Origin of the sequence: Luteitalea pratensis (assembly GCF_001618865.1) — a bacterium.
Taxonomy (GTDB): Bacteria; Acidobacteriota; Vicinamibacteria; order Vicinamibacterales; family Vicinamibacteraceae; genus Luteitalea; species Luteitalea pratensis.
Genome location: NZ_CP015136.1, coordinates 2294999 through 2314740, shown reverse-complemented (window position 1 = coordinate 2314740; position 19742 = coordinate 2294999). Strand labels below are relative to the sequence as shown.

The 19742-nt window shown below is 66.3% G+C and carries 19 protein-coding genes; 8 read left to right on the top strand and 11 right to left on the bottom strand.

All coding sequences use genetic code 11. The annotated features are described in order from the left end of the window. Positions 1-13: 13 nt before the first annotated feature. On the bottom strand, positions 14-1933 hold the full coding sequence (locus LuPra_RS09535) for a serine/threonine-protein kinase (protein WP_110170530.1): 1920 nt from the start codon (positions 1931-1933) through the stop codon (positions 14-16). Next, positions 1926-2531: an RNA polymerase sigma factor gene (locus tag LuPra_RS09530; protein ID WP_157898946.1), complete on the bottom strand. Its 606-nt coding sequence runs from the start codon at positions 2529-2531 to the stop codon at positions 1926-1928. The genes LuPra_RS09535 and LuPra_RS09530 overlap by 8 nt, the downstream gene beginning before the upstream one ends. Positions 2532-2931: 400 nt before the next feature. Between LuPra_RS09530 and LuPra_RS09525 the strand changes: the two genes are divergently transcribed. From LuPra_RS09525 to LuPra_RS09510, 4 genes are all read left to right on the top strand, one after another. Further along, positions 2932-3468 carry a hypothetical protein gene (locus LuPra_RS09525; RefSeq protein ID WP_110170528.1) on the top strand — a complete coding sequence of 179 codons (537 nt, stop codon included), beginning with the start codon at positions 2932-2934 and terminating at the stop codon, positions 3466-3468. A 190-nt stretch (positions 3469-3658) separates the two neighbouring features. Next, complete coding sequence (locus LuPra_RS09520; protein WP_110170527.1) at positions 3659-4168, top strand: DinB family protein; 510 nt, start codon at positions 3659-3661, stop codon at positions 4166-4168. 108 nt (positions 4169-4276) lie between these two features. Further along, positions 4277-4696 (top strand): VOC family protein, encoded by a 420-nt coding sequence (locus LuPra_RS09515; protein WP_157898945.1) that lies wholly within the window; start codon positions 4277-4279, stop codon positions 4694-4696. Positions 4697-4716: 20 nt separating this feature from the next. After that, positions 4717-5217 (top strand): DinB family protein, encoded by a 501-nt coding sequence (locus LuPra_RS09510; protein WP_110170525.1) that lies wholly within the window; start codon positions 4717-4719, stop codon positions 5215-5217. Positions 5218-5331: 114 nt separating this feature from the next. On the opposite strand, the gene LuPra_RS09505 is transcribed toward LuPra_RS09510, so the two are convergent. The 4 genes from LuPra_RS09505 to LuPra_RS09490 form a co-directional block, all read right to left on the bottom strand. Then, complete coding sequence (locus tag LuPra_RS09505) at positions 5332-5517, bottom strand: hypothetical protein (protein ID WP_110170524.1); 186 nt, start codon at positions 5515-5517, stop codon at positions 5332-5334. A gap of 70 nt (positions 5518-5587) precedes the next feature. Beyond that, positions 5588-6775 carry a phosphoglycerate dehydrogenase gene (locus LuPra_RS09500; protein ID WP_110170523.1) on the bottom strand — a complete coding sequence of 396 codons (1188 nt, stop codon included), beginning with the start codon at positions 6773-6775 and terminating at the stop codon, positions 5588-5590. Beyond that, positions 6768-7850, bottom strand: a complete 1083-nt coding sequence (gene serC / locus LuPra_RS09495) for a 3-phosphoserine/phosphohydroxythreonine transaminase (RefSeq protein ID WP_110170522.1) — start codon at positions 7848-7850, stop codon at positions 6768-6770. Before serC ends, LuPra_RS09500 begins: the two co-directional genes overlap by 8 nt. A 193-nt stretch (positions 7851-8043) precedes the next feature. Continuing rightward, positions 8044-9519, bottom strand: coding sequence for an Nramp family divalent metal transporter (locus tag LuPra_RS09490; RefSeq protein ID WP_110170521.1), 1476 nt, complete (start codon positions 9517-9519; stop codon positions 8044-8046). 191 nt (positions 9520-9710) lie between these two features. Here LuPra_RS09490 and LuPra_RS09485 point away from each other — a divergent pair, with 191 nt between their 5' ends. After that, positions 9711-10472, top strand: a complete 762-nt coding sequence (locus LuPra_RS09485; protein ID WP_110170520.1) for an SDR family NAD(P)-dependent oxidoreductase — start codon at positions 9711-9713, stop codon at positions 10470-10472. A 111-nt stretch (positions 10473-10583) separates the two neighbouring features. Here the strand turns inward: LuPra_RS09485 and LuPra_RS09480 are convergent, their stop codons facing one another. Continuing rightward, positions 10584-10811, bottom strand: a complete 228-nt coding sequence (locus LuPra_RS09480; protein WP_157898944.1) for a ribbon-helix-helix protein, CopG family — start codon at positions 10809-10811, stop codon at positions 10584-10586. A 76-nt stretch (positions 10812-10887) separates the two neighbouring features. Next, the gene (locus tag LuPra_RS09475) at positions 10888-12081 is read right to left on the bottom strand and encodes a Gfo/Idh/MocA family protein (protein WP_110170518.1); all 1194 of its coding nucleotides are present in this window, start codon (positions 12079-12081) and stop codon (positions 10888-10890) included. A 91-nt stretch (positions 12082-12172) separates the two neighbouring features. Between LuPra_RS09475 and LuPra_RS31745 the strand changes: the two genes are divergently transcribed. Then, positions 12173-13189 (top strand): sugar phosphate isomerase/epimerase family protein, encoded by a 1017-nt coding sequence (locus LuPra_RS31745; RefSeq protein WP_157898943.1) that lies wholly within the window; start codon positions 12173-12175, stop codon positions 13187-13189. A gap of 5 nt (positions 13190-13194) precedes the next feature. Further along, positions 13195-13659, top strand: a complete 465-nt coding sequence (locus LuPra_RS09465) for a hypothetical protein (protein ID WP_110170517.1) — start codon at positions 13195-13197, stop codon at positions 13657-13659. Positions 13660-13897: 238 nt separating this feature from the next. On the opposite strand, the gene LuPra_RS09460 is transcribed toward LuPra_RS09465, so the two are convergent. Beyond that, positions 13898-14707 (bottom strand): alpha/beta hydrolase, encoded by an 810-nt coding sequence (locus LuPra_RS09460; RefSeq protein ID WP_110170516.1) that lies wholly within the window; start codon positions 14705-14707, stop codon positions 13898-13900. A gap of 463 nt (positions 14708-15170) precedes the next feature. On the opposite strand from LuPra_RS09460, the gene LuPra_RS09455 reads away from it, so the two are divergent. Then, complete coding sequence (locus LuPra_RS09455) at positions 15171-16619, top strand: vanadium-dependent haloperoxidase (RefSeq protein WP_157898942.1); 1449 nt, start codon at positions 15171-15173, stop codon at positions 16617-16619. A gap of 239 nt (positions 16620-16858) precedes the next feature. Here the strand turns inward: LuPra_RS09455 and LuPra_RS09450 are convergent, their stop codons facing one another. Further along, positions 16859-17416 (bottom strand): thermonuclease family protein, encoded by a 558-nt coding sequence (locus LuPra_RS09450; protein ID WP_157898941.1) that lies wholly within the window; start codon positions 17414-17416, stop codon positions 16859-16861. Between the two features lie 769 nt (positions 17417-18185). Further along, positions 18186-19736: a hypothetical protein gene (locus LuPra_RS09445; protein ID WP_110170513.1), complete on the bottom strand. Its 1551-nt coding sequence runs from the start codon at positions 19734-19736 to the stop codon at positions 18186-18188. Positions 19737-19742 lie beyond the last annotated feature (6 nt).

Below are 19742 nucleotides of genomic sequence, written 5' to 3'. Positions count from 1 at the left end.
GAAGCAGGCGGCACTAGTTGGACCTTGGACCGAACGCCGCAAAGAGATGCGTCGGTTCACCGACGGGCGGAAGTGGTTCGCTCGCGGTATTCACGAGCCGCCGGCGCGGTTGCAGCGACGGGCAGAACAACAGCGCCTCGCCTGCCTTCGTGCCGAGCACGTGGCACTGTTGCCCTCGCCAGGTGACGACGCCGAACTCGTCGGCGTCGTTGGCCAGCCGATAGGGCAACTGCATCGACGCATACAGCAGGACGAGGATCGACACCTGCACCGGGACGAACCATCCGGGCAGGCGCTGGCTTCGGGCACGCGTCGTCCGGGCGAGGAGGCACCAGAGCGTGACACTTGTCGCGCCCGTGAGCGCAAGGACCATTCGGTAATAGATGGGGTCTTGCTCGTGGGCTGGCGAGAGTTCCCGGAGCAAATCTGGCGCTGCCGTCGACGCGTCCCTGGTCACCGCGTGGAGCAAGGGCGCATAGGTGAACCACACGGCGCCGAGCACGGCCGCCGTGAGCAGCGCAATCCAGCAGGCGCAAACGCCCGGGTCGGCCAATCCGAGGCGCCCGGCAGCCCTGTCGCACGCGGAAAGAACCCGCGTGTCGAAGGCGCGCACGGTCGCGGACGCGGCCACCAGCACGTTGCGCAGCGCGAACAGCGCACCGATGACGCCCGCTCCGAGCAATGCCAGCACCATCGGCATCAGCAGCGAACGGCGGCCGAGCCTCAAGTAGTCGAAGACCGTGTCCGTCGAGAATGCCGATCGGCCCAGCACCTGGTTGTAGTTCGCAGCGGTGAGCATGCCCGCCAACGTCAGGACCACCAGCAGTGCGCCCGTGCCCACGAGCGCCCGCACCACCCACTGCTTCCAGGGGACGGCAGCTTCATGAGTGCCTGCGAGATCACGAAGGAGCGCGGCGGCGCTCTCGTAGCGCTCATGCGGATCGATTGCCAGCGCGCGCTCGACGACAAGGACGAACGACATCGGCACGTTCGGCCGCAACGCCAGCAACGCCGCGGAGACGTCTGCCCCGCGCGCCTGCGCGTCCTGGATGGCGTCGACGCTGCGGCCCTCGTAGGGATAGCGCCCGCTCACCAGGTGATACAGGAGGACGCCGACGCTGTACACGTCGCTCGCTGGCGTCGCCGCCGCGCCACGCAACGTCTCTGGCGCGCTGTAGAGGGGCGTCCCCACCGCGGCTGCCTCGTCGTCGCTCGGACGCTGCGACAGCCCGGCGCCGAAGTCCATCAGCACGATCCGCCCGGCGTGCTCGCGAATGATGTTGCGGGCCTTGACGTCGCGATGCACGAGCCCGTGGGCATGCACGACTGCCAGCGCCCGGCACACGTCCTCGACGATCACCGTCGCCTCGCGATCGTTCATCGCGCCCTGCGACTCGATCATCGCGTCCATCGTCTCGCCGCGCAGGAACTCCATCACCAGGCCGAGTCGGCCCTCGTGTTCTTCGACGTTCAGCACGCGGACGACGTGGGGATGCGTGATCTGGGCGAGCGCCCGACCCTCGCGCAGCAGGCGGTCGGTCAACTGGCGATCGCCGTAGCGGCGATGCAGGATCTTGATTGCCACCGGCATCTCGAGCACCGGATCCCAGGCGCGATAGACGCTGCCGAAACCACCGCGCCCGACCTTCTCATCCAGGCGATAGCGTCCCCAAGCCGTCAGCGTGTCATCGTCTGCCGCGCGTACTGCCGCAGGCGTGTCAGTGCCATCTTCGCCACCCAACAGATCGCCGGTCTGCAGCTGCGAATGCACGACCCCGATCTCGTCGAGCACGCGGAGGAACGCCAGTTCGCGCAGATCGTCGTCGGAGAGCGCGCGGGCGAGCTGTGGGTCACGCGTACAGGCGTCCCAATCCACCGCCTCGCGGTCGGCGACGCGGCGTCGCACATCGTCGAGCAGCGCGAGCTCAGACATGGCGCGCCTCTTCGGTCAACCGCTTCACCGCGCGGTGCACGGCGACGCGCGCCGCGCCTGCGGACGGCTTGCCGAGGTAGCGCGCGAGATCGTCGTAGTCGTACGCGAGCTCGAAGCGGGCGACGATGGCTTCGCGATCCATGGGATCGAGCCGCTGCAGGGCGGCCTCGTAGCGTTGCAGGCGCTCGACGCCGATCAACCGATCGAGCGGCGACGTGTCGTCAGCGGGCAGTGACGGTCCGGCGGTGGTCTCGAAGACGCGACGGTCGGCACGGCGCCAGTGCGTCGCGATCTCGTTGGAGATCGCTTGCCGCAGGTAATAGCCAAGCGCCGAGGAGTGTGGGACGTCGAGCGTCGCGAAGTGGCGCACGGCCCTGGCGGCTACCGTCTGCACGATGTCCCCGGTGTCGAGCATGCCGCGTGCGGCGCGCGGCAACCGTCCATGCGCCCACCGGCGGAGCCGCGGCAGCAGGCGGGAGAGCAGCGCGTCCAGCGCGTCCTCCTCGCCGTCGCGAAGCCGCTGCAGCAGCTGCAACGTCTCCTCTGGCGAGGGAGGTGGCAGCAGCTGATCACGCGCGGGCGTGGGTGCGTCGTGCACGGGTTCGATCGGTTGAGCGATGATAGCTCAACTGGCACGCGGCGCGAGGCCACCCTGGCGACTTCGTGAGGGCGAGCCGAAACAGCCGCGGCTTTCACATCTCCTCTCGAGGGCACGCGACCTGCGCGGGAAGGTAGGGCCCGCTCTCCGAGCGCGGCCCGTGGGTGGCCGTAGTTCAAGCGACAGGCGACAAGGAGGGAAGTCACAAGGGCGTCAAGACACGAGGAAGAGGTCGGCAAGAAAGCCAAGGCACAAGCTGACGCCGCCCGCGCCACGCCTGATTCCTTGGCACTGCTTCCTTGTTCCTCGTCCCTTGAAGTCCTTCTGACTTGTTCGTTCTCCCTCGTCCCTTGAGCGCGGTTCACCCGCTCGGGGTCTGCACATGCCCAGAGGAGCCGCCATGAAGTCCGCCTGGTTCGAGTCCGGATTGCTGGGTATTGCTCTTGCGGCGCTATCCCCCGCCGCCACCAGTGCTCAACCCGTCGCCACGTCGCTCCAACAGTTGCAGAGCCTGGGGAGCGACAGGACCGTCACCCTCACAGATGCGAGCGGCCGCACGTTCCGCGGCACGATTGCTGACGTCTCGGAGGCGTGGCTCTGCATGCAGATCGGACGCGAGTGGCGTTGCTTCGAAGCCACGGATGTCGATTCGGTTCAGGCACGCAAGGAGGACTCGCTTGCCAATGGGGCGCTCATCGGCGCTGCCGTGGGCAGTGGCCTCACGTCCCTGATCTTCCTCGACAACGAGTGCCGCGACGATCCGTCGTGCTACGCCGCCGTCGCGCTCTACGGCGGCATCGGCGCAGCCGCCGGGCTCATCGTCGACGCCTTCATTCACAGGAGCCTGGTCGTCTACGCGGCGCCGTCACGCAGAGGGGCGCAGCTGAGCGTGGGACCGATGGGGTTGAGGGGGGTGCGACTGACGGTCGTGTTTTGACGCCGGTCTACGCGGTTCCTGTCAGGCCGCATCTGTCGGCTGTGTTTGACTGCTCACGTCGACAGCGTCTCGCCGGTCATTCATAGTGACGAGAAGCGAGGAACGCTCACGGACGAGCGCGAGCGACTCGTCGTATGTAGCCGTCGGACTATGCCCGACGTCGTGACACCACTGGCTTGGAGGCACTCGCATGACGATGACTGAATGGTTTCTGGCAGAGCTCGAGAGCGAGGCCGCGAAGTCGCGGGCGGTGCTCGAACAGGTGCCCACCGGCAAGCGCGATTGGAAGCCGCACGAGAGGTCGATGGAATTCGGCTACCTGTCGGACCTGGTCGCGAACATTCCGTCGTGGGTCGGCATGGCCATCACGATGGACGAACTGGATATCGCGCCGAAGGACGGCTCGTCGCAGAGGCCAGCCCCAGGGAACACGCCCGCGGAATTCGTGGCGGCGCTCGACAAGGCCGTGGCCCAGGCGCGCGAGGCCCTGCAGAAGACGACCGATGCACACCTCGAGACGAACTGGCGCCTCCTCGCGGGCGGCCACCTCGCCTTCGAACAGCCGCGTCACCAGGTGATTCGCGATACGTTCCTGCACTCGGCGCATCACCGCGGACAGATGACGGTGTACCTGCGCCTGCTTGGGTCGAAGGTGCCTGCGGTCTATGGGCCTTCAGCCGACGATCGGAGCTTCGGCTGACGTGACCGATGATTCCTGCTCGCGGCAGCGGTCTGTATCCGTAGCGGCGATCGCTTGTCGATCGCACACAGGGGCGATTCCCGTCTCCAGCGAAAAGGACGGCAACCCGTGCAACTCCACACCTACTTGAACTACGGCGGCAACTGCGAGCAGGCCTTCCGGTTCTACGAGCAGCATCTCGGCGGACACATCACGATGCTGATGCGACACAGCGAGCAGCCCGGGCCCTCGCCGGCACCGCCTGACTGGAGCGAAAAGGTACTCCACGCCCGCATGAATCTCGGCGGCACCGAGCTGCTGGGAGCCGACATCCCGGATTACCAGCCGATGCGCAGTGCGTACCTGTCTCTCGCGGTCGACAGCGATGCCGAAGCCGATCGCATCTACGGACTCCTGTCCGAAGGCGGGCAGCTGTTCATGCCGATGCAGGAGACCTTCTTCGCCTCACGCTTCGCGATGCTCCGCGACAAGTTCGGGACGTCCTGGATGCTCGTTCACATGAAGCCGCAGGGCGCATCGGCAGTCTGATCTCCAGGAAGCAGCGAACCATGGCATTGATAGATGGTCTGTTGAATGAACTCGAAGAGGAAGCCATCACGACGCGGCGCGTGCTTGAACGCGTTCCTGGAGATCAGCTGGCGTGGCGACCGCACGAGAAGGCCCGAACGCTTGGCGAGCTGGCGCTGCATGTGGCGACCGTTCCGGGCGGTGTCGCGAAGCTGGTGGCCTCCCCTTCTCCGGCACAAGCGCCCGAGTTCGTTGATCCACGTCCCCGAAGCGCTTCGGACCTGCTTCCTGCGCTCGAGGAGAGTATCGCGGCGGCAAGGAGGGCGCTCGGGGGCATGGATGATACGGCGGTCCTGGACACCTGGCGTCTCATGCAGGGCGATCGCGAAGTGTTGGCTGTTCCGCGGATCGCGATGCTGCGGTCTGTCATGCTGAACCACTGGTATCACCACCGTGGACAGCTGACCGTGTACCTCCGCGTACTTGGTGTCCCGGTTCCTTCGATCTACGGTCCGAGCGCGGACGAGAACCCATTCGCGTGACGCTGATGTGGCGTCCAGCCGGAGCCGCACATCAGGGATACGGCTCCAGCGATTGTGTCAGGTCAGGACTGCACATTCGTCAAACAGCAAAGAGCCTCATTGACAGAGCCTTCGTCATTGGCGTCGCAACAGTTCGTCCGCAATGGCATTGGCCTGCTTCTCGAGCCTGGCCTGAACGGCGTCGAAGCGATCGTTCAGGTCCCGCCTCAGCGCTCGGGCGTTTCTCACGGATGCAACGAACACGCCGGTGACGAGCGCGAGGACGGCCAGGCAGAGGCACAGTGGGACGAGCCATGGCATGTCGCTCTTAGACACCGAGCGCCGGCGATCAGCTCATCTGTTGATCCGGCTGGTGGCCTAGTCCCCCGTGTCAGGCGTGGTGCGGCAGATAGCGCACTGAAAGCACGCCGTCGATGGCCCGAAGGCTGTCGAGCACGGCATCGCCGACCGCGCTGTCCACATCGACCAGCGTGTAGGCCATCTCGCCGCGCGACTTGTTCACCATGTTGTGGATGTTGAGGCCGAACTTCGCCATCGTCGTCGAGATCTGCCCGAGCATGTTGGGCACGTTGGCGTTGGCAATCGCGACGCGGTAGGCCGATTCACGCGCCATCGACACCTGCGGGAAGTTGACCGCGTTGGCGACCTGGCCGTGTTCGAGATAGTCGCGTAACTGATCGACGACCATCACCGCGCAGTTCTCCTCGGCCTCGCGCGTGGATGCGCCCAGGTGCGGCAGCGCAATCACCTGCTCGTGGCGGTTGAGGGCGGGGCCGGGAAAGTCGCAGACGTAGGAGGCCAGACGCCTCGACGCCAGCGCCTCCAGTACTGCGGCTTCATCGACCACCCCTTCGCGCGCGAAGTTCAGCAGCACGGCGCCCATGCGCATCTGGTCGATGTTCTTGCCGACGAGGCCTCGCGTGGCCTCGACCAGCGGCACGTGCAGCGTGACGAAGTCGCTGTGCCGGAGCACCTCGGTCACGCTTGTCGCCTTCTTCACCTGCGCCGGCAGGTTCCACGCGGCGTCGACGGTAATCTCGGGATCGTGACCGAACACGTGCATCCCGAGCTTGATCGCCGCGTCAGCCACCAGGCAGCCGACCTTGCCCAGGCCGACGATGCCCAGCGTGTGGCCGGCGAGTTCCAGTCCGGCGAAGGCCTTCTTGCCGTCCTCCACCGCCCGATCCATGTCGGCCATCGTCGGATCGAGCGAATCGACGAAGCGCAGCGCCGCCGGCAGGTTGCGCGCGGCCATGAGCATGCCGGCCAGGACCAGTTCCTTGACGGCGTTCGCATTGCCGCCCGGCGTGTTGAAGACCGGGACGCCACGCCTGGTCATCAGGGGCACGGGGATGTTGTTGGTACCCGCGCCGGCCCTCCCGATGGCCTTCACGCTGGGGGGAATCTCCATCCCGTGCAGATCGGCCGAGCGCACCAGCACCGCGTCGGGTTCGGGCAGGTCCTTGCCGACGCTGTAGCCGTCGCCTGGCAAGCGCTTGAGCCCGAGGGCCGAAATCTGGTTCAGCACCAGGACCCGGAGGCGCTGCCGGTCACCCATGGGTCGCCTCGAACTCCTGCATGTAGGCCACCAGGGCCTTCACGCCCTCCACCGGCATCGCGTTGTAGATCGACGCGCGCATGCCGCCCACCGACCGATGCCCCTTGAGCTGCAGGAGGCTCCGCGCCTGCGCGCCCTCGAGGAACGTCTCGTCGAGCGCATCGTCACGCAGCTTGAAGGGCACGTTCATCAGCGAGCGGTCGGCGATGGCCACCGGGCTGCTGAAGAACGAACTCGCGTCCAAGAAGTCGTAGAGCAGCGCCGCCTTGGCGCGGTTGTGCTCGGCCATCGCCTCGAGGCCGCCCTGCGCCTTGATCCAGTTGAACACCAGCCCGGCGATGTAGATCCCATACGTCGGCGGCGTGTTGAGCATCGAGTCGTTGTCGGCCTGTTGCTTGTAGTCGAACGCCGATGGCGTGATTGGCAACGCCTGGCCAATGAGGTCGTCGCGCACGATGACGATGGTCAAGCCGGCCGGGCCGATGTTCTTCTGTGCCCCGCCGTAGATGAGGCCGTACTGCGACACGTCCACCGGCTTGGACAGGATGTTGCTCGACATGTCGGCCACCAGCGGCACGTCGCCGGTGTCTGGCGTCCAGTGGTACTCGACGCCGCCGATCGTCTCGTTGCTGCAGATGTGGACGTACGCGGCATTCGGATCGAGCGTCCAGCCCTCGCGCGGCGGGATGCTGGTGTAGCCGCCTGCCTTCCCGCTCGCGGCCACGTTGACCGACCCGTACTTCTGCGCTTCCTTGATCGACTTCTTCGACCACTCGCCGGTGTCCACGTAGTCGGCCGAGGTCCGGCCGCGCAGCATGTTCATCGGCACGATCGCGTTCTCGCCGATGGCCCCGCCCTGCAGGAACAGGACCTTGTAGTTCGTGGGCACACCCAGCAGCTCGCGCAGCAGCCGCTCGGCTTCGGCATGGATCGCGATGAACTCCTTGCCGCGATGGCTCATCTCCATCACGGACATCCCCGAGCCATGCCAGTCGAGCATTTCCTCGGCCGCTTGCCGCAATACCGGTTCGGGCAGCGCGGCCGGGCCGGCGCTGAAGTTGAAGACACGACTCATCGAATGATCTCCATCAACAGGAAAAGGGCACGTTTTACGACGCCTAACGTATCACCGGTCGGGCCAGGACGGCCCTCCAGCACGGTCCTGCCGAGGTGTAGGCGCCGGACTTGTCCGGCGAGTTCGCGGTGCGGTCTACGCCATTCCCTGCTGAAGCAGCCGAGAACGGCGAGCTTGCGGTTCCGTCCGACGCTCAGAACAACGAGCGCAGGACGTCCCGGACGACGAAAAACGCGAAGAAGGCGTAGAACGCGGAGCACAGCAGGAGGCCGGCTTCCCGCCAGAGCGGCGGCCGCACGGCCCGCGGCAGGAAACGCCGGTTCACCAGGAAAATCTGGACGCCCGCAATCATCAGGACGATGCCGGCCATGTTCGCGAGGATCTTGAACAGCTGGAACGGCGAGGCTGAACGAATCACCAGGACACCCCAGATCGAGAAGATCACGAGGATGCCGTAGTAGATCGTGCGGACGCTGGACGCGGCTCGCGCCCTCGGGCTCGACATCCAGAGCGCGTCCGTGATCGTGCGGACCAGGATGTCGGTGTTCCCCAACTGCGTCTTGAACAGGATCCAGAAGCCGTTGAACAAGGTCAGGAACCAGAAGCCCGGCCAGATGCGACTCAGGTACTCGGCCTGGTACGCCCCCGCCGCGAGTCCCTGCAGATCGGTGCCTTGCGGGATGACGGCGGTGGCCAGATTGACGTTGAGGAACATGCCGAGGAAGCAGAACAGTCCCCACACCGCGATCTGATCGATGTGGACGTAGCGGAGCCACTCTCGCCACCGGGCGAGGTTTGCCGGCGTTGCGGGAAACACCGTGCCGACGTGCGACAGCACGATCTGGTGACCGCCGACGGCGCTGGGGATCGCCCCCACCGTGGCGCCCATGCCGAAGCCCTTGTCGCGAAGCCAGTTGGTCACCGTGAGGTTACCGATCCCACCGGAGCCTGCCGTCGCGGCAAGCGCGCCGATGAGCCCCCAGTCGATGGGATGTGGCATGCCCGAGAAGCTGAAGAAGCCCCGGAACGTCTCCCACCAGTGCGACAGCGGCACGAACACGATGTTGATGAACAGCAGGAACACGAAGACGACGCCGAGCATCGTCCAGGCGAAGTACTCGAGCATGCGCTCAATCGTCCCCCCGAACGAGAGGATCAGGACGCAGGCGAGGATCAGCGCGACAGCGATCCATCCTTGCGTGCCCTGCTCGGGTGCGCCTGCCATCCGGCCCATCCAGGCGCCCATCAGCGTCGCCGCTGCGCTGCCAGCGAGCGCCGGCCACCCGAGTTGCAGGAAGCCGAACACGGTGTAAGAGCCGGCCCAGAAGCGCGGCCCCGGCTTGAGCCGCATGATGCCGCCGTAGATCGGCTCGCCGGTGTACAGCGTGTACCGGACCGCTTCGAGGTTGAACAGCACCTGCAGCGCGATCGCGATGGTCGCGATGAGGAAGATGTTCGCCGAGTACTTGACCGCCGCGGCGGGCCCCACCAGCCACTCGCCGCCGCCTATCGACGTCGCCGCCATGATGGCGCCAGGGCCGATCACCTTGAAGACGTTGCGGAGCGAGAGTGGCGGCGGTGCCGGCAGGTCGGCAACCTCCCAGGGAGGTAGTTCGCCATGGGTAGCAGGCAGTTGCGCGGTGCTCACCGACGCTTGATCGCTCGTCATGGTGTCTCCGAGGTGAGGGCGAACGGTAACACGTACGCCCGGACCCGACGCCCGGAGAGCGCGGAGACTGAGACCTGAGACTTGAAACCTGAGACCTGAGACCTGAGACCTGCGACCTGCGACCTGCGACTTGAGACTTGAGACTCAGCCATCTTTGCTAGCATTGCGGCTCGAGGAAGAGGAGTTGCCCTGTGACTGACCTGCGTGATCGCGTCGTCCTCATTACCGGTGCGTCGACCGGCATCGGTGCTGCCGCAGCCAAGGCATTCGCCAGGGCCGGCAGCAAGCTGGCCCTGCATTACAACGCGAGCGCTGCCGAGGCCGAGGCCGTCGCGACCGCGGCGCGGGATCTTGGCGCGGAGACCGTGCTCACCCAGGGCGACCTCGGTCAGGCCGCGACCGTTCCCCGCATCGTGGCCGAGACGATGGAGCGGTTCGGACGGATCGATGTGTTGATCAACAACGCCGGCGGGATGCTGGGGCGCAGGAGCATCGCCGAGTATGCCGAGTCGCACCTGCAGGAGGTGCTGGCGCTGAACGTCACGCAGGTCGTCCTGTTCGTGCACGCGGTCGTGCCGATCATGCGGCGTCAGGGTGGCGGCGTCATCATCAACGTCAGCTCGATCGCCGCGCGCACGGGCGGCGCAGGCGGCGCGGTGCTCTATGCCGCGGCGAAGGGGTTCATCTCGACCGCCACGCACGGCTGGGCCCGCGAGCTCGCAGGCGACAACATCCGCGTCAATGCCGTCTCGCCTGGCGTGGTCACCACGCCCTTCCACGATCGCTACTCGACGTCCGCGCAGCTGGAGACGATGCGCGCGACCATTCCGCTCGGACGTCTCGGCACCGCGGAGGAGTGTGCCGGCACGTTCCTGTACCTGGCGTCCGAAAAGCTGTCGGGGTACGTGACTGGCCAGGTCGTGGAAGTGAACGGCGGCCAGTACATGCCGTAGCGCCACATCACGGCCTTCGCCGGTCGGCCTTCCGCCTTCGCACCGCTACGGCGGACAGGTCGGCCTTCGCACCGGCGGCGCACACGAGAACGTTGGTGTCCACCACGAACATCAGCGGCCTTCCACAGCCCGGTAGAGGGCCTCACGGTCGGCGATGTCGACCAGCACGCCCCCACTCTTGAACGACGGGAGCGGATGCAGGTCTCTCACTTCGCGTGTCGGCTCCAACAGGCGGCGCAACGCGTCTTCGACCAGGTCGGACATGGTGCGGCCCGTCCGTGCTGCCTCGCGCTTGAGGTGAGCCATCACCCGATCGTCGATGACCAGAGTCGTCTTCATATGGAAACCCATACCAACAGGACGGTAATCCGTCAAACGGCCAGAGACGGCCGCGAGGGATGCCGCGCGAGCCCGATCAGCGCGCCGCGGTGCCGTCCCAGGTGACTCGGCGCTTCTCGCGCAACGCGATGTTCGCGAGATGGGACGTCCGCGCCGCGATATGGCCCGTGCGGATGTCGGAATTGGGCGTCTTGCGGCTGCGCATGCAGTCCACCCAGTTCTGCAGGTGTGCGATCGTGCCGTCGGCGCCCGAGCGGACGTAGATCTCGGGCTCCGGCGCGTGCGTGCCCGCCACGTTCGGCGCGTCCCTCCGATACACCGCCAGCCGCTGCCTGTCGATCTTCATCGTCGCTTCGCTGCCCCTGAACTCGAGCCCGCCATCGTCGGTGCGGTTGTTGAACGAGCCAACATACGTCGTCGAGAAGTCTTTCGGGAACTCCAGCCACGCGTTGGAGGTGTCTGGTGCGTCCCACGACTTGCGGATGTGATTGGCGCCTGTCGCGATGGCTGCGCGCGGCGCCTCGACGTCCAGGTACCAGTGGACGACGTCGATCCAGTGCGTGAGGAGGTCGGTGAAACCGCCGCCGCCGTAGTCCCAGAAATGGCGCCACTGGAGCAAGCGCTCGACGTCGAACGGGCGGTCGGGCGCTGGGCCGAGCCAGGCCTTCCAGTCGAGGTGAGCCGTGTCCACCTTCGCGGTGGACGCCGCCCCGGGCTGCTGGTACCAATACGTGTGCACGAAGGTCGTCTGGCCGAGGCGACCCGAGTCGATGAGTTCCTTCCCGAGCTTGAAGTGGTCCCAGCTGCGCTGCTGCGTGCCGGTCTGCACGACCTGCTTGGAGGCCTGGACAGCCTGCATCATCGCCTCGCCTTCCTCGATGGTGCGTGAAATCGGCTTCTCGACGTAGACGTCCTTGCCGGCCTTCACCGCGTCGATGGTCATCGTGCGATGCCAGTGATCGGGCGCGCCGATGAGCACGGCGTCGATCGATGGATCGTCCAGGATGCGCCGGTAGTCCTTGACGCGGGTGGCGGCGGGTGCGTGCTCGGTGGCCCGTTCCAGGCTGGTCTCATAGACGTCGCAGATGGTCGTCATCTCGACGCCGCGCAGCTCCTTCAGCCGGCTCATGAGCCCGCGGGCGCGGCCGCCGGTGCCGATGACGCCGATGCGGATGCGGTCGTTGGCGCCCTGCGTGGATGCGGCGGCGAGGCGCGTGCCGAGGGTGACCCCGGACGCGGCCGTCAGGAACGTACGACGGGTCGGTTGCATCAAGCCTCCTGTGGAGAGGCGATTCTACTCGTCGCCCGCCGGACCGCCTGCAGGTAGAATGGCCTCCTCTCGAATCTTTGGAGGTTCTCGCATGAGTGTCACCCGCCGGGAGTTCGGCAAGCTGGCCATGGCGACGGTGCCCGCGGCACTGATCGGCGAACGTTCGCTGGCCAGTACGCTGGCGCAACAGGCGCGGCCGAACTCGTTGATCCATGGCGTCCAGGTCGGCGTCATCACCTACAGCTACCGCGCCATGCCCGAACAGGGCGCCGACGCGGTGCTGCGTTATGTGCTCGAGTCGGGCATCAGCGGCGTCGAGTTGATGGGCGGCCCGATCGAGGCCTACGCCGGGGCGCCGGCGATGGCGCGTCCGCCCGGCGGTCAGGGTGGACCGGGCGGGCCAGGTGGGCCAGGTGGGCCCGGCGGCCCTGGCAGGCAACCGCCAACGCCGGAGCAGGTGGCGGCCCGCGAGAAGTACGCCGCCGAACTGAAGGCGTGGCGGCTGTCGCAGTCGATGGACAAGTTCAAGGCGCTGCGCAAGATGTACAACGACGCGGGCGTCACCATCTATGCGACCAAGCTGCTCAGCCCGTCGATGTCCGACGAAGAGTTCGAGTACGTGTTCAACATCTCGGAGGCGCTCGGCGCCACGCACACGACGCTCGAGTTGCCGACCGACAGCGCGGCCCTCAAGCGCATCGGCGACTACGCCATGAAGCGGAAGATCTACGCCGCGTACCACACGCACCTGCAGGGCACGCTCACGGCCTTCGACGAGGCCTTCGCGGTGTCCAAGGGCAACATGGCCAATGTCGACTTCGGCCACTACGTTGCCGCTGGCAGCGGCGACCCGGTGATTTTCCTGGAGAAGTTCCACGGTCGCATCAGCAGCTTCCACATCAAAGACCGCAAGTCCAAGGACAACGGCGGCGCCAACGTCGCGTGGGGCCAGGGCGACACGCCGATCGCGCGGATCCTGCAGAGTGCGCAGAAGAACGGCTACAAGATGCCGGCGTCGATCGAGATGGAGTACGACGTGCCGGAAGGATCGACGCCGGTCGCCGAAGTTCGCAAGTGCGTCGAGTTCTGCCGTCGCGTGCTCACCTAAACGCCATGTCGGAACGCAAGTATCGTCAACACGGGTACCAGGACGACGACCGGGATCGCGCTCGACAGCCGGACCGCGATCGTCGTCCACCGCCGGCGCCGGGCGCGCCGGCGGCCACACGCCGCCTTTCCTCGGAAGGCGCGCGCAACCCGAACCTCATGGGCTACCACGAGGTGGTCAAGTGCGCGCGGTGCGGGGCGCCCGTCGACCCGGCAATCCTCTCGCTCAGCACCTGCGCCCGCTGCGGCCAGTCGCTGCACTCCTGCGCCCAGTGCGCGTACTTCGACACCAGTGCGACCTTCGAGTGCGCGCAGAAGATTCCGGCGCGAATCTCACCGAAGGACGCGGCCAACGACTGCACGCTGTTTGCCGTGCGTGCGTCCTGGGAGCGCGAGACGTCATCGACCGCGTCGGCGGCGCCGTCCCCCGAGTCGAGCGCGAAGAAGGCGTTCGACGACCTGTTCAAGTAGGGGCGGCTCGCTCTCGGCGGTGCAGACGCCGCGGCCTGGTGTACTTCGGGAGTCGGCGGATGCGACGGAAAAGGCACTGCACGCCGCTCGAGCCAAGTCCTCGACGACGCTATCTCGATTTCGCCGCTTCGACGGCGTAATGAACACGTGGTGGGGTGGTCGGCGGCGAGTCCCATTCAGTGTTCAGTGAACACTAAACACCTGTCTCCCCATCAACCCCACGTCTCCTCCGCGCCGGTCACGGCATTCGTGCCAGCAGGCGCATCGTCTCCGCGACGACGATGGGGCCGGCGGTCAGCGCGGCGTCGTTGTGGTCGGCACCCTCGATGACGACAAAGGCCTTCGGTGAATTCGCGGCGTCGTGCAGGCGCCGGCTCTGCTCGAGAGGGACGATGCTGTCGGCGTCGCCGGCGATGACCAGCAAGGGCGCGCGCACCTGCGCGATGTGGTCGATCGCTGCATATCGGTCGCGCAGCAGCAGGTGCACCGGCAGCAGCGGGTAGTGGTAGCTGCCGACGTCGGCCATCGACGTGAAGGGCGACCGCAGGACGAGCGCCGCGGACGGGTGCTCGGCGGCGAGTTCCACCGCGACGGCGGCGCCGAGCGACTCTCCGAAGTACACCAGGCGAGCGGCATCCACGTCGGGGCGCGACAGCAGGTAGCGGCGCGCCGCGCGCGCGTCGAGCGCGAGCCCGCGCTCGTCGGGTGAGCCGGCGTTGTCGCCGTATCCGCGGTAGTCGAACAGCAGCATGGCCACACCGTGTGAGCGGAAGGCATGCGCGAGTTCCGCGCGGTAGGCGCGGTTGCCCGCGTTGCCGTTGCACACCAGCATCGTCGCGCGCGCAGGCAACTGAGTCGCCGGGACGAACCATCCATGCAATTCGACCCCGTCCTGCGTCGTGAACGCCACCTGCTCGACGTCCGCGAGGCCGACGGCCGCTGGCGGCGGCACGGCGTGGTGCGGGAAGTACATCAACCGGCGCTGTCCCAGCCAGATCAGAGCCAGCAGCGTAAGGGCGCACCCCGCCGCGATCAGAAGCAGGCGCATGGTGTCGTCGACTCTACTCCCTCGCCACTCGCGGCATCACTCGTCGTTCTATCCACCGACAGCACATGGAACCGCGTGGCCGCTGCGCCTCCTGTCGCCTTGGAATGCGACGAAAGTAGGCCGGCTCCGACGACGGTAGGGCCGGCTCTCCGACTCGTCCGCCGTAGCCTTTGCGAAGGCGGAGCCCGGCCCGCCGGTGCAGACGCCGGGACCTCATGCACACGCCCCGCCACTCCGCCAATCCGACGCGTCCTTCGAGGCCGGCCACGCGTCCCTGCAATCGGTGTGGTGGTCGATGTCCGAATGCACGAGGCCACGACGTTCTTCCTGTTAACGGGCGGGTCCTTAACGACGCGCCCGTCTTGCTGAACAGCAACACGCAGACACAACGGTAGAGGCACATCCGCAGCTTCCCGAGCGGCCAGGCCGTGCTCGAGTCGTCTGCTGGCAAGAGGAGGGCTCCATGTGTCGTGTAATTCCCAGGATCGCATTCTGTACGGCAGCGCTCGTGCTCATGCCCGCGCGGCCGCAGGCTCAGGCTCCCCCGTTCGACTTCTCGAGCGGCAACATCGGCATCGAGGTGATCATCCCCGCCGTGATTCCGGCGTTGTTCCAGACGACGTCACCCAACGACGCGCCGATCATCCTGCGTCACACCACGCTCATCACCAATGCGTGGTTCGACGCGATCGCCCCCTACCATCCCACCGCGAAGGGCGTCTACACGCGGCTGGAGAATCGCCCGCCTGCCGAGGCCACCACCAGGAACAAGAACATCGCGATGGCGTACGCGACATACCGCCTGCTCAACCGTCTCATGCCGCGGTTCGCGGCGGACTGGCGGCAGATGCTCGTGTCGGTCGGCCTCGATCCAGACGATGCGAGCGTTGATGTGAGGACGCCGATCGGCATCGGGAACGTCGCCGGCAGCGCCGTGGCCGTGGCGCGCGAGCGTGACGGCATGAACCAGCTCGGTGACGAGGGCGGGCGCGTCTACGATCTGCGGCCGTATGCCGACTACACCGGCTACATGCCGGTCAACACGCCGTGGAAGCTGTCGAATCCTTCGCGATGGCAGCCGCTCTTCACGACACCGGGCAACGGGACGTTTCTGGGTCAGCAGTTCGCCACGCCGCAATGGGGCGCGACCACGCCGTACTCCTACGGCAATCCGGCAGCGTTCGGCACTCCCCCGCCCATCGACAGCAACCATCACCGGCGACAGGCCTATGAGGCACAAGCCGACGAGGTCATGGACGCGCAGGCGACTCTCACCGATTACCAGAAGATGGTCGCGGAGCTCTTCGACAACAAGATCACGGGCCTCGGTTTCGCGGCGCTCTTCATCGCGCAGTCCCGCAACATGTCACTCGACGAGTTCGTGCACTACGACTTCCTCACGAACGTCGCCGCCTTCGACGGCGGGATCACTACGTGGAGGGACAAGTACCTGTACGACGCCGTGCGGCCCGTCACCGCCATTCGCTACCTGAATCGCGGACGGACGATCACCGGATGGGCGGGCCCTGGACGCGGCATCGTCAACGACCTTCCCGCCAACGAGTGGCGTTCGTACCTGAACACCGCGAACCACCCGGAGTATCCCTCGGGATCCTCGTGCTTCTGCGCAGCGCACGCCCAGGCGAGCCGGCGCTATCTCGGCTCCGATCAGTTTGGTTGGTCAGTCCCGAAGCCCGCCGGATCGTCGGTGATCGAGCCTGGCGTCACGCCGGCCGCCGACGTCGTGCTGGGGCCGTGGCAGACCTTCACCGAGTTCGAGGAGGAATGCGGTATGAGTCGCCTCTGGGGCGGCGTGCATTTCAGGCCCGCGATCGAGGAGGCGCGGAACTCGTGTCGGCAGGTGGGCGACAAGGCGTTCGAGTTCCTGCAGCGGAAGCTGGCCGGCCAGTAGTGACCAGGGAGCTGCCCGGCGTGCTGCGTGAACGCCGGGCAGCCTCCCAGGACAACAGGGCTGGATCTGGATCAACTCTGCATTGGGTTGGGCTCGGTGTGGTTCACGCGCGGCTCGCACCACAGGCGGAGGCCTGTGGGCCCCGGCATCTGATTGGGTAGAGCGCTCAGCTCGAACGGTGCCGACACGACGTCAGCGGCGTCGAGGCTGGCGTCCATGGAACCGAGGCCTGCGGCTGCTCAAAAGTTGCAGTCCTTAGCCGCCTTGAAGCCTGAAGCCTCGGCGGCCTGTTCACTCGAAAACACTCGCGTGCAGTTCTTGCAGCTGTAGTTCCTGCAAGATGGCCGGTGATAAAGGCGGCTGTTGACGTTGCCGTGCAATTCGACGGCTTCCGCACTCGCGTCGGGGTCGGCCACCAGTGGCCGGCGCACTGTGTCTCGGACGCCATGCGGGTCGCCGCCAAGCTGCCAGAGACTGCGCTTGGCCTCGCGAGCTGCCTGCTCAAGCGACGCAAGACGAGCGTCGTCGCTGTAGCGGCGGAACTGCCACGCGAGGCCGGCCTCGACCAGGGCCTCGCTGAGATCGCGCTCACCAACCCGCACCTGGGCGACAAGCCTTCCGTAGCGATCGGTGTCCCTGGGCGTGACGCGGATGTCCTGGCCGAACACCATTGAACGCGTGAAGTTGCGCGCCACGTTCGAGAAGGGCTTGCCCCGTTCGGGGCAGTCGATGCCGTGGACGCGGATCCTGATGAGGGTGCCGTCGCTGCGACGAACGTCAATCGTGTCGCCGTCCACGACGTGCTCGACCCGCGCAGCGAACGCGGTCTCGACCGCGTGCGTCGCCTGGCGGCTCTCGGCGGATAGCTTCGCCGGCGCCCAGGGCAGCCCGGCTAACAACGTGAGGACAACGAGACAGCGGCCTGCCGAGTACCGCATCATGCGTTGCCTCGCACGATGCGAGCGCGTCTTCGCCACATGGAGACCATCGTTGCTATAGGCATTTGGAATGACACTCGCGCCACATCCACCCGAATCGACCAGGCATCAGCATCGCAGGCGAGCTGTCATTCTCGATTGACAGAGACCGCCAATGCTTTGGCAGTTCCTGCCAATCGGTAGTCCCTGAACACTCACGCCCGATCTCATCCTTACGAGACGTCGCCAACAGGGGCATCTGACAGCGGCTTGGCCAGTCACAATAACGAGAACGCCGCAGCACGGCCTCGAACCGATCGTTGACGGCAACGCGGACATGCTGCGTCGTCACTCGGACGACTCCTGGCACTTCGTGTTCGACAACCCCTGGGGCCACGAGAGAGCAGTCGTCCAGCGCTGGCGCGCGCCGGCCCAATCTCGCCGCTCGAGCCAGGCACTCGACGACGCGATCTCGATTTCGCCGCTTCGGCGGCGTAATGACGCGTGGTGGGGTGAGCGGCGGCGAGTCCCATTCGGTGTTTAGTGAACACTAAACAGTTGTCTCCCCATCAACCCCACGTCTCCTCCGCCCGGTCACGGTATTCGTGCCAGCAGGCGCATCGTCGCCGCGACGACGACTGCGCCTGATTCAGCGCAGTTTCGTACCGAGCGCGTTCGTGCCCGCCGCCCACGTCTTTCCCCTCGCGTCCCAGTACATCGCGCGCTCGACGACCAGTTGCGCGGGTGTCGCGCCGAGGCTTTCGATGATGGCGCCGAATCTCCGGTTGGCCGTCTCCGGGAACTCGTGACGCGTATCGACGTTGAACCGGCTCCGTGCTGTCACCGTGAACATCCGCTCCGCGCTACTGCCGTCCTCGAAGAGCAGCGTGACCTTCACCTGGCCGTCCGTCGTCGACGTGTTGGCGAGCAGGATGTAGGTGTCCACGCCCCTCGCACCGCCGACCTCGCCTTCGGCCAAGGCCCATTTCGTCCCGGTGGTCGTCGCTCCGGGCGAGTTGTGCGCTTCGTACCACCCGCCTTCCGGCCACCACATCGCCCGCTCCACGATGATCGGCACGCCGTTCACCGAACGGATGATCGTCGACACGGCCGTGTTGGCCAGGGCCGGGTGCGCGAGGTCGACCCAGATGTTGAACCGGCTGTTGGCTGCCACCGTGTACGGAAGCACGAGGACAGTTCCCTCCGGCAGCAGGTAGGTCGCCTCGACCTGCGCGTCGGTCGTGCCGGGGTTGGCGACCAGCGCGAAGAGGTCAAAGAACGGTCCCGTCGCACCCTCCGCCAGGAACCACTCGGTTGCCGCGGCCGTGATGCCCGCGCTTTCGTGTCCGGCCCCGAACGTCTCCCCGGTGACGTCGAGATACATGGCCCGCTCGACAATGATTGGTTGGTCGTTGGTGACCTCGATCACGCCAGAGACGTCGGACGCGGCCAGCGCCTTGCCCAGACCCGGGAAGTCCTCGACGTTGACCCAGATGTTGCTGCGCGAGGTCGGCAGCAGTGTGTACATCTTCTCGAGTGGTGCACCGGTCGGCCTCAGGTACCGCACACGCACCTGCGCCGGGCTCGTGTTCGGGTTCTGGAGCAGGTAGAAGAGATTGAACCCGCCGACGGTGGACCCTTCTGCGAAGTACCACGTCAGCGCCGGGGCGGTCACCGCCGTCTCCGCATGCGCGCCATAACCACTCTGCACGTTCCACGACATGGTGCGATCGACGACCAGCGGTTGATCGGACTCGATCCTGGTCGAGAATTCGGCTTCTGCCATCCGCGGAAGGCTCTTGGGAACGGCAGTGTCCAGTCGTCGCGGTTGCGGGCGTGGAGGGCATTGGCAATGACGAGGATGCGGGTGCCGCGAAGCGCGTCGGCTGTGAACGGATTCGACGAACCATGAACTCGGAACCCGTCGCGCCGCAACAACTGCGCGAACGGCTGATACCTGCCCGTCGACGTGATGGAAGTTGTGGTGCGCCTCGTCGATCACCACCAGCGGGCCCTGGTCTGCGGCAAACGCGGGCTGCGCAATCGGCGCAGCAAAGGCCGTGTCGGCAACCTGCTGCGCCGATGCGTCCGACATGAGGCACGCAACGACGATGAGCGCTGACACCAACGTCTGCAGTGCACGGCGACTGTCGTCCGCGGCACGTCCGGCAAGGCGATCCTCGTTGAACTCGCGACGCATCGCGGC